This is a genomic window from Sphingomonas sp. EC-HK361, assembly GCF_902498785.1.
GTDB lineage: Bacteria > Pseudomonadota > Alphaproteobacteria > Sphingomonadales > Sphingomonadaceae > Sphingomonas.
In genome coordinates this window covers 797611-806623 of record NZ_LR701493.1, presented here as the reverse complement: position 1 = coordinate 806623, position 9013 = coordinate 797611, and the positions used below count along the sequence as shown (strand labels likewise).

The following is a 9013-nucleotide window of genomic DNA, read 5'->3' as shown; positions in this document are numbered from 1 at the left end:
GCCCAGCAGCGATTCCAGCCCCGATCGCACCGCCGACGTCGCGATCGACGCCATTGCCGCCAGCGCCGAGCCTTTCAGATCATCGAACCCCAATTTGCCCGATCGCACCGCGCGCAACAGCGATGTCTCGATCGCCCGCCCCGCCCGGTCCGCACCCGCCACCAGCGGCCCGTCCAGCGTCGCACGCATCGCCGCCACGTCGCGCGCAAAGCCGCTCGTGTCGGCGCGCACGCGCACCATCATCGTCTCGATCTCGTCATCCATCGGGGAACGCCTCCCGCAATCGCCGCACCGTCGCCCCGTCGGGCGGCGCCACATCCCCGCCCGCCAGCGCCGTCACCAGAGCGCGCAATTCCGCCGGCGTCGCCGCCCAGAACTCCCCCGGCCGCCACCCGAACGCGACGCCCGCAAGCCCAGCCAGCCGAAGAGCGGACACACCGAACTCCCCTCCCTGGAAGGGAGGGGCCGGGGGTGGGTTGATATCGAGGGAACGCCCGGCCTCAGGCCTACCCACCCCCTCCCTTCCAGGGAGGGGAGTCGCCATGCTCACCGCCCCGCCAGGATCTGCCCGAGCAGCCCCTTCAGCGCCGGCGTCGCAGCGGCAATCCCGCCCGCCACCACCGCGTCGCCCAGCGCCTCGCGCGTCAGCTCCTCGGGCCGATCGCGCAGGCAGTGCCAGAACAGCCCGATCATCTCGGCAAGCGCCAGCCGCCCCTCCGCCGCCCGCTCGACGACCGCGAACAGCGGCCCCAGCTCGCCCTCCGCCGCGACCAGCGCCGCAAAGCTCGGCCGCAGGACCAGCGTCTCCCCCGCCACCCTGAGCGAAGCCTCGCCGCGCACGACGTTCGCGCCGCCCGTCATTGCGCCACCACCGCGCCCGAACTCTCCAGCGCCAGCGTGTAGGATCGCTCGCCGTTGAAATCGCCGGCATAGTCCAGCCGCGTCACCACGAAGCGCCCGGTCATCGCGTCGCCGCTTTCGAAGGTCAGCCGGTAATCGTCGATCACGCCTGCCAGCGCATTCGCCTTCACCCGCGCCTCGGCGACGGAGCCCGTGAACACCCCCGCCGCCGACACGCTGACGCTGCGCACCCCTGCGCCCGACAGCAGCTCGCGCCAGCCGCCCGAATCCTTGTTCGTCACGACCACCGCTTCGCCGTTCACCGACAATTGCGTCGTCCGCATCCCCGCCACCGTCGCAAAGGCCGGCGGCGTCGCCCCGTCGCCCACCTTCAACAGAAAGGCGCTACCCTTCTCGATCATCTCTGTTCCCCTTGATCCTGAACCTGAATCACCGTCACCCCAGCGAAGGCTGGGGTCCATGTCTCCATCGCGCGGCACACCAGGCAGATATGGACCCCAGCCGCCGCTGGGGTGACGAGAGTCGTTCAACCGTTCCGTTATATCCGCATCCGGCAAGCCACGCCCTTCGCGCCAGCCGTTCCCCCGCTTGTGCTCCCGCGAAGGCGGGAGCCCAGCCTGGGTCCCCGCCTTCGCGGGGACACATCAGGTCTCTTCCCGGTACATCCGCACCGCGCACACCACGCTCGCCGTCCAGCGCTCGCCCGACCGCACGATCCGTGTCTGCACCGGCCGGACCGCGACGACCCGCCAGCCCTCGCCGATCGTCCCGTCGATCGCGGAGACCGCATCCTCGACACCGCCCGCCAGCGCCTGGAGCCGCGCCGGCCGCTCGCCGCCATCGACTACGCGCACCGTCAGCCGCGCCTCGCGCCCGGTGACGCCCTTGGCGCTCCAGTCGCTCGTCACCGGCGCATCGACGACGGCATGCGGCAGCGCGGCGCGGACCGGCGGCGCGTCGAACGCGCCGGTCAGTCCTTCGATCCCCGCCAGCGCGAGCACCACCGCGCCCTGCAATTGTGCCGCCGCACTCATGCCCGTCGCTCCGCCTGTCCAAGCGCCATCCGCCGCCACGGCCGCAGCAACGCCGCGACCGCCGCCGGCGGCAGCGTCGCCGCGCTCCGATCCTCGAACAGATGCGCGACCAGCATCGCCGTCGCCTGCGCGATCGCAGCGGGCACCGCTTCCCATGTCGCCGCCAGCCCCGCACGATAGGCGACCGCGACGCGCGCGGCCGCCCCCGCCTCCAGCACCCGCACCCAGCCGTCGCCGCCCGCATCGATGTCGAACCCGAAACTCTCCGGCGACAGCGCGAACGGCGCGCCGTCTGCGGACAGTCCGGTCATCCCCGCGATCAGCGTGACCGGCGATCCCGCCAGCCTTTGCCAGCTGCCGGTCGCGGGCAGCACGTCCTCGCCCGCCCGCTCGACCAGCAAGATCCCGGTGAAACGCTCGGCCAGGGTCACCGCCGTCGCCGCCAGCCGTTCGAGCAGCATCTGCTCGCCGGTGCCGTCCATGCGCAGCTGTTCGCGCGCCGCGGTGACGATCGCCTCGATCGTCACGCTGTCCGGAGGCGGCGCGCTCATCGCCGCGTTCCTGCGGCGACCACGCGCGCGCCCTCCGCCGCCGCGCCTGTGCGCGTCGTCTCAATCCGAGTCATCGCTCGCCCCCTTTTCGTATCAGATGCGCGTGACGCGCAGCAGGCGTGCCCGCGCAAGATCTGTCGGAACCGTCATCCGCCCGCCCGAAACCATGGCCAGGCCAGTCTGGCTGCTGCCGTCATCGAAGGCATAGCGCACCGTGATCGGTCCGTCGGCGACACCCCTGCCACCCCAGTCGAGCGTCACCGTGTCGGCCGATCGCGTGCCCACACTCCCCGCCGTTGCGATCGATGACGTCGCTATCGTGCCCGTCTCGAGCTGCGCGCCCCAGGCATGGACCGCGGCGGCCGTAGGCGCGCCTGCGACCTGCGACCACAGCAGCAGTTGCACCGACGCCGCATCGGTGTCGGCCCTCGCCGCCAGCGAATAGCGCCGCCACTGCCCATCCAGCGTCAGCGTGCCGCTGTCCAAACTCTCCAGCCGCAGCGCGATCGACGCGCCTGCCGCGCCCGCCGCCTTCAGCCAGACGCTGAACACCATCGGCATGCCCGGCACAGTCCCCACACCCGACAGGGCGATGCGCGAGAAGCCATCCCCGCGGACGAAGTCGATCCGCGTCGCGGCGTTCGTGCCGTCCGGCGCGACCGCGTCGAGCGCCGTCACGATCGGCGCGCTCCCTGACCCTCCCATATCACCGGCCCAGTGGCCGGCCAGATCGCTGCTCCAGGGCAGGACGTTCGTCGCCGCCGCCTCCACCAGCAATCCGCGGCGCGCGAGCGTCTGCGGATCATGGTCGAACCGCGCGGCATTGGCGGCCCTCACGGCCAGCATCCCCGCCGCATCGAAACACATCGCCGGCGTCGCGCGACTGAGCGTCACGCCCGCGGGCAGGGCGTCGGCGCCAAGATCGAACCCCACCGCCCTCGCGGTGGCCGTCCGTCCGGAGCCGATCCCCACCCCCAGCCCGATCGCGCCCATCAGGACAGCGCGACCAGATCGGTCGCGGTCGTGCCGGTCGCGCGCACATGGCTGGCGCGAAACGGCAGGATCGTGCCCGACGCGACGTTCTTCCACGTCACGTCCGCGGCGTCGTCCACCCCGCGCATCACGATCGTGCCAGCCGTGCCGACGAACAGCGCCTTGGGCACGCTCGCCAGCGCCGCTGCGTCGTTCGGCACCACCGCCGCCGCGCACCGCGCCGGCGCCGACACCTGGTCGGCCGAATTCCTGAACTGGTCCATCATCATCTCCCTAAGTCTCGCCGATGGAGAAAAGGCCGGGCGCGTCGCCGCACCCGGCCGCGCGCTCAGTTCGCCGCGAACTTCATCAGCTTGATCGCCTCGCTGTTCACCACGCACCCGCCGACCCGCTTCGTCGCGTAGAAATTGACGAAGGGCTTGTTCGAATAGGGGTCGCGCAGGATCTGCGTTTCGCTCCGCTCCGCGATCAGATAGCCGCTGCGGAAATTGCCGAACGCGATCGACAGCGTGTTCGCCGCGATGTCGGGCATGTCCTCCGCCTCGATCACCGGATAGCCGAGCAGCGTCGCCGGCTGCCCGGCGGAGAGCGAAGGCGCCCACAGGAACGCGCCGTCCGCGGTCTTCAGCTTGCGGATGCGCGCCAGCGTGCTCGCGTTCATCACGAACGTCGCCCCCTGGCGATAGGGTGCCCGCAGGCTCTGCACCAGATCGATCAGCCGCTCGTCCGGGTTCGCCGCAAAATCGCCCGCCGCCCCGCTCGCCAGATATTGCAGCGTGCCGAACGCGCGCGTCCCGTCCGCCGTGCTCGCGGTCGGCGCCGCCAGGAACCCCTTGGGCCGGTTGACGCCATTGCCCCCCACGAACGCCGCGCCTTCCGCCTTGGCGAACTCCGCCGCGATCTCGTCGGCCAGCCACGCCTCGACATCGAACTGCGCATCGTCGAGCATAGCCTGGCTCGCGCTCGGATTGGCATACAGCTCGCCCATCGGCGGCGCGATCTCGACGAAGGTCGGCGTCGCCGTTCCGCCCCGCGCACCGTCCTCCGCCGCCCAGCCGGACGGCGTGCCGCCCGTCGTCACCAGCTTGCGATACCCGGCCGATCCCACCGTCACGACGTTCGCGATGCTGCGGATGGGTGACGCGGCCTTCAGCACCCGGTCGATCACCGCATCGATCTCGCGCGGCACCGCATAGCCGCCCGCATCCCCGGTCACCCCGGTGAACGCCTTCGTCTCGATCACCGCGCCCGATCGGACGAAGCCGTCGAACCCCGCATCCTTCGCCGCGCTCGCCCCCGCCAGCACCGGCCGCGCCATCACCGTCTCGTTCATACGTCTCTCCATGAAATCCTCCCCGGCACGGGGAGGGGGACCATCGGCGCAGCCGATGGTGGAAGGGGGCCCACCGCGAGCCCCCGAACTCAAAGAATGTGGAGCCGAGCCCCCGGCTGCATCGGCTGCGCGACGACGCTCACCTCGGCGAGCACCGCCCGCGCAATCGTCCGCCATACCCCCTGCCGCGCCGCCACCGCGCGGTAGCCGACCGACAGCCCGCCAAGCGCGCCAGCCCGCATCAGCGCTGCCAGCGCCGGGTCATCCACCCGCCCGGCAACCCGCAAGCCGCGCGCATCCTCCTCGATCGCCTCGATCACCCCCACCGGGTTGCCGCGATGCTGCCAGAGCAGCGGCACCGGCCCGGCGCCCGCAAACGCCCCGCGCGCGAACGCGTCCCCCGCCCGGTCCACCCGATCGAACAGCGCGGCGTATCCGGCAAAGCGCAGGCCCGGCGTCACGGGCATCACTTCACCCACGCGCCGAACCCCAGCTTCACCGCCAGTCCCGCAAGCAGCAGCGCGCCCGCGATCCGGCACACCCACGCGATCGCCGCCTTCCACGCCGATCGCTTCGCGTCCCGCCACGCGCGCAGCAGCTCGCGCAGCTCCGCCAGGTCGCGCTCGGCCCCCGCATCCGCCAGCCCCAGCCGGGTCAGCGCCCTGACCGCGCCGGCCTCGCCCGCTTCCTCGACGATCGCGCGCAGCGTCGCCAGCGTCGCGCCTTCGTCCGCGCCTTGCGCAAGCAGCTGCGCCAGCACCGCGCTCATGACCAGTCCACCATCTGTCGCTTCTCCTCGTTGGTGAGGAAGTCCGCCGCCGTCACCGACGCCCACAGCGCCTGCCGCTCCTCCGCCAGCGCCGGCACCCGGTCGAGATCGACCGCGGCCCGCGCGTCCGGCCACCACGCCTTCAACCCGTCCGTCAGCCCGCCGAGGATCCGCCCCGCCATCGGCAGCACCGACAGCCGCCACAGCGCCTTGTTCGCCTCGCGGTAGTTCGCATAGGTCGCATCGCCCGGCAGCCCGAGCAGCATCGGCGGCACCCCGAACGCCAGCGCGATCTCGCGCGCCGCGCCTGCCTTCATGCCGGCGAAATCCATGTCGGCGGGGGACAGCGACAGCGCCTGCCACTTCAGCCCGCCCTCCAGCAGCATCGGCCGCCCGGCATTGGCCGCACCCGCGAACCCTGCCTCCATCTCGGCGCGCAGCCGCTCGAACTGATCGCGCGTCAGCGTCGATCCGTCGCCCGGATCATAGACCAGCGCCCCCGAAGGCCGCGCCGCATTGTCGAGCAGCGCCCGGTTCCATCCGCTCGCCGCGTTGTGGACCGCGATCGCCCCCGCCGCCGCGCCCAGACACCCAAGCCCGTAATGATCGTCGAGCGGATGCGCGAGCCGCAGGTGGATCACCTCGGGGGCGGCTGCGTCCGCGATCAGCCGCTGCACCCGCTCGCCGACCGCATAGCGATACGCCGCCGGCCAGCCGCTCGAATCCACCTCGACCCGCACCCGCTCGGGGCGCAGCGCGAACAGGCCAGCCGGTCGCGCGTCCGCATCACGGAGCACCTGGACATAGGCATTGCCGTGCAACTGCAGATGCGTCGCCACGCTTTCGAGCAGCTCCACCCCGATCAGCGCGGCGATCTCGTCGCTCGCATCGATCGGCGCGTCGGCGACGCTATGCGCCACCATCTTCACCGCCCGCTGCGCCACCGGATTGCCCAGATACCCGCTACGTACCTGCGCCTCGTAGGACGGCGGCCATTCTCCGGCGAAAGCAAACCCCCGCGCCAAAACCGGCCGCGCCTCACCGCGCCCGGAATTGGGTCCCATCAAAGTATTACTTTGATGGGTGCCCTTCCACCCGAACCATTTCATGATGTGTGTCTCCTAATACCTCCCCGGAACGGGGAGGGGGACCATCCAAAGGATGGTGGAGGGGCAGCCGCGCCAGCGAAGGCAATTGGTTCAGAGAAGGCGCAAAGCCGCGAAGAGAAGGTTGGTTCACGCGGAGGCGCGGAGGCGCAGAGAGCCGCCCACCAGGCAACGGCCGACGACAACCACAATGCGCAAAACGAAGAGAAGCAGCCATTCGGCTGCGACCCCCAAATCTCCGCGTCCTCCGCGCCTCCGCGTGAATCAAATCTCTTGAATCTTCGCGCCTTGGCGCCTTCCCTGAACCACTTCTCCGTCGACCGTGCGCCTAAAGCCCCCGCACCGCCGCAACACTGCGCTTCCCGAGCATCAGCTCGCTCACCGCCCACACCAGCGCATCCGCCCGGTCGGGCGAGCGCCCCGGCCCTTCATAGCTGCCGCCAGCCACCAGCCCGCACAGCTCGTCCTCCAGCGCGGGAAAAGCCCCCGCATGCCGCACCCGCCCCGCCTCGTAGAGCAGCGCCACCGGCTCGGCGCGCGCCACCTTGCCCTGCGCCGCGTGGACCAGCGTCAGCGGCAGCCCCGCGTCCGCCGCCTTAAGCACGCTCCCCACCATCGCCCCGCCCTGATTCTTCTCCGCCACCACCCGGTCGGCCGCGACCCGCGCCGCGCACGCCGCGACCGCGCGCGCCCAGCCTTCGGGCGTCGCGCCGTTCACGCTCGCATCCTCGATCACATAGGCAACCCCGTCGCGGCCAAGCGCGACCGCGACGATCCCGCACGCATCCCCGCCGACGCCCGCCGGCGGATCGACCCCGACGACGGTGCGCACCGCCTCTGCCGGAACGCATGTCCGGCACCGCTCCAGCAGCCCCCGCGTCCACAACGCCCCCGCAACCTCCTCGATCAGCTCGCCCTCCAGCTCCTGCCGGCCGAGCAGCGTGCCGCCATATTCCTCGCGCATGGCCCCAACGAAGCTGTCGGGCAGATGCGGGTTGTCGCGCGTCGCGCCCCGCGTCTCGACCAGCGACGGCAGCGCCATGATCCGCCGCATCAGCCGCGTCGGCCGCGGCGTCGTCGTCACCACGACGCGTGGCCGATCCCCCAATCGCATCGTCATCACCAGATTGTCCCACGTCGCATCGCCGAGCCGCCATTTCGCCAGCTCGTCGCACCACGCCGCATGATGTTCCGGCCCGCGCAGCCGCTCCGGCGCCTCGGCCGAATAGACGCGCGCCACAGTCCCGTTGGGCCAGCGCACCTCCCCCGTCGTCGCCCGCCACGTCGGCGTCTGATCCGCGCGGGCGACGCGCAGGACGCCGCTCGGCCCCTCGATCATCACCTGCCGCACATCGTCGGCACTGGCGCCGACCAGCGCGATCCGCGCCTCCGGCATCTTCTGCGCCACCTCGCACACCCATTCGGCGCCCGCGCGCGTCTTGCCGAAGCCGCGCCCCGCGCGGATCAGCCACACCCGCCAGTCACCGGGCGGCGCCAGCTGTCCGCCGTGCGCCCACGCTTCCCAGCGCGCCAGAAACTCGCGGCGCTGCGCCGCCGTCATCGCGCGCACCGCGGCAATTCGCTCGTCGGGCGGCAGCGCCAGCAGCCGGTCAATCAGCGTGCCCGTAGAATCGGTGCCGCTCATGCGTCGGTCTTCGCCGCGAGCCGGGCGCGCCGCGCCTCGATCTGGGTCAGCTTCTTCATCAGCGCGGCATCGGTGTCGTCCGATTCCGCGAACTGCCGCCTCGGCCCGCCCCGCTTCGGCTTGCCCGTGGCATCGCGGTGCGCCGTCAGCATCCTGACCGCGAGGTCAACGTTGATTGGGCCGCTCTTGGTGTCCGCGCCGCAGGTCAGCTCCGTGCCCGTCTCGCCGGCCAGCGCATGGCCCACCAGCCGCGTTTCGAGCATCTCATAGCCAAGCGCGAGCGCCACGCCCCAGGCATCGGCGAACGCCGGCTCGCGGCGTCGTAGCGCATAGACGCATACCGGATCGACGCCGATGAATGCCGCCGATGCCTGCACGTTGCAGGTCGCGGCCAGATGATCGAGAAACGCCTCGCGCATCTTCTTCGTCCAGCGGACCCACTTGCGCCCCTCGAACGCACTAAAGCCCTCTGCGATCACCGCCCGATGTGTGCCCAAGATCATTCCCCCCGGAAACGACGAAGGGCCGGGAGCAGCGGGCCTCACCCGCGCTCACCGACCCTTCGTCTCGCATGAGGACTGCGCCAGCCCCGCCCGACTCGCAATTCCTCAGCGTTCCCCTTTTGTGCCAGAACAGCGTCGCGCTGTCAAGGAAAAAGAACCATAATGGTTCGTGGCTTCGACTGGCGATGGCAAGATCCTCCCCCGCCAGGGGGAGGTGG

13 protein-coding genes and 1 pseudogene are annotated in these 9013 nt (G+C 71.3%); all 14 read right to left on the bottom strand.

The genetic code is table 11. The features are described from left to right. Nucleotides 1–264 (bottom strand): annotated as a pseudogene (locus tag BOS5A_RS05280) (tail tape measure protein); the annotation flags it as partial. Next, nucleotides 257–436, bottom strand: a complete 180-nt coding sequence (locus tag BOS5A_RS16110; RefSeq protein WP_234419217.1) for a phage tail assembly chaperone — start codon at nt 434–436, stop codon at nt 257–259. The pseudogene BOS5A_RS05280 and the gene BOS5A_RS16110, both read right to left, overlap by 8 nt. A gap of 110 nt (nt 437–546) precedes the next feature. Beyond that, a complete protein-coding gene (locus BOS5A_RS05270) occupies nt 547–861 on the bottom strand; it encodes a gene transfer agent family protein (protein WP_151954119.1) in 315 nt (104 codons plus the stop codon). Further along, entirely contained in the window at nt 858–1262 is a 405-nt protein-coding gene (locus tag BOS5A_RS05265; RefSeq protein WP_151954118.1) for a phage major tail protein, TP901-1 family, read from the bottom strand. Before BOS5A_RS05265 ends, BOS5A_RS05270 begins: the two co-directional genes overlap by 4 nt. A gap of 243 nt (nt 1263–1505) precedes the next feature. Beyond that, complete coding sequence (locus tag BOS5A_RS05260; protein ID WP_151954117.1) at nt 1506–1895, bottom strand: DUF3168 domain-containing protein; 390 nt, start codon at nt 1893–1895, stop codon at nt 1506–1508. Continuing rightward, entirely contained in the window at nt 1892–2446 is a 555-nt protein-coding gene (locus BOS5A_RS05255; protein WP_151954116.1) for a head-tail connector protein, read from the bottom strand. The genes BOS5A_RS05260 and BOS5A_RS05255 overlap by 4 nt, the downstream gene beginning before the upstream one ends. A 93-nt stretch (nt 2447–2539) precedes the next feature. After that, entirely contained in the window at nt 2540–3418 is an 879-nt protein-coding gene (locus tag BOS5A_RS05250; protein WP_151954115.1) for a phage head spike fiber domain-containing protein, read from the bottom strand. Between the two features lie 20 nt (nt 3419–3438). Continuing rightward, a complete protein-coding gene (locus BOS5A_RS05245) occupies nt 3439–3702 on the bottom strand; it encodes a spike base protein, RCAP_Rcc01079 family (RefSeq protein ID WP_234419216.1) in 264 nt (87 codons plus the stop codon). Nucleotides 3703–3767: 65 nt separating this feature from the next. Next, complete coding sequence (locus BOS5A_RS05240) at nt 3768–4784, bottom strand: phage major capsid protein (protein ID WP_151954113.1); 1017 nt, start codon at nt 4782–4784, stop codon at nt 3768–3770. Between the two features lie 77 nt (nt 4785–4861). After that, nucleotides 4862–5239 (bottom strand): HK97 family phage prohead protease, encoded by a 378-nt coding sequence (locus tag BOS5A_RS05235; protein WP_199857217.1) that lies wholly within the window; start codon nt 5237–5239, stop codon nt 4862–4864. Continuing rightward, the gene (locus BOS5A_RS05230) at nt 5239–5541 is read right to left on the bottom strand and encodes a DUF6127 family protein (protein WP_151954112.1); all 303 of its coding nucleotides are present in this window, start codon (nt 5539–5541) and stop codon (nt 5239–5241) included. The genes BOS5A_RS05235 and BOS5A_RS05230 overlap by 1 nt, the downstream gene beginning before the upstream one ends. Further along, nucleotides 5538–6650, bottom strand: a complete 1113-nt coding sequence (locus BOS5A_RS05225; RefSeq protein WP_442800498.1) for a phage portal protein — start codon at nt 6648–6650, stop codon at nt 5538–5540. Before BOS5A_RS05225 ends, BOS5A_RS05230 begins: the two co-directional genes overlap by 4 nt. A 325-nt stretch (nt 6651–6975) precedes the next feature. After that, nucleotides 6976–8292 carry a DNA-packaging protein gene (locus tag BOS5A_RS05220; RefSeq protein ID WP_151954110.1) on the bottom strand — a complete coding sequence of 439 codons (1317 nt, stop codon included), beginning with the start codon at nt 8290–8292 and terminating at the stop codon, nt 6976–6978. Further along, on the bottom strand, nt 8289–8795 hold the full coding sequence (locus tag BOS5A_RS05215; RefSeq protein ID WP_151954109.1) for a hypothetical protein: 507 nt from the start codon (nt 8793–8795) through the stop codon (nt 8289–8291). Before BOS5A_RS05215 ends, BOS5A_RS05220 begins: the two co-directional genes overlap by 4 nt. Nucleotides 8796–9013 lie beyond the last annotated feature (218 nt).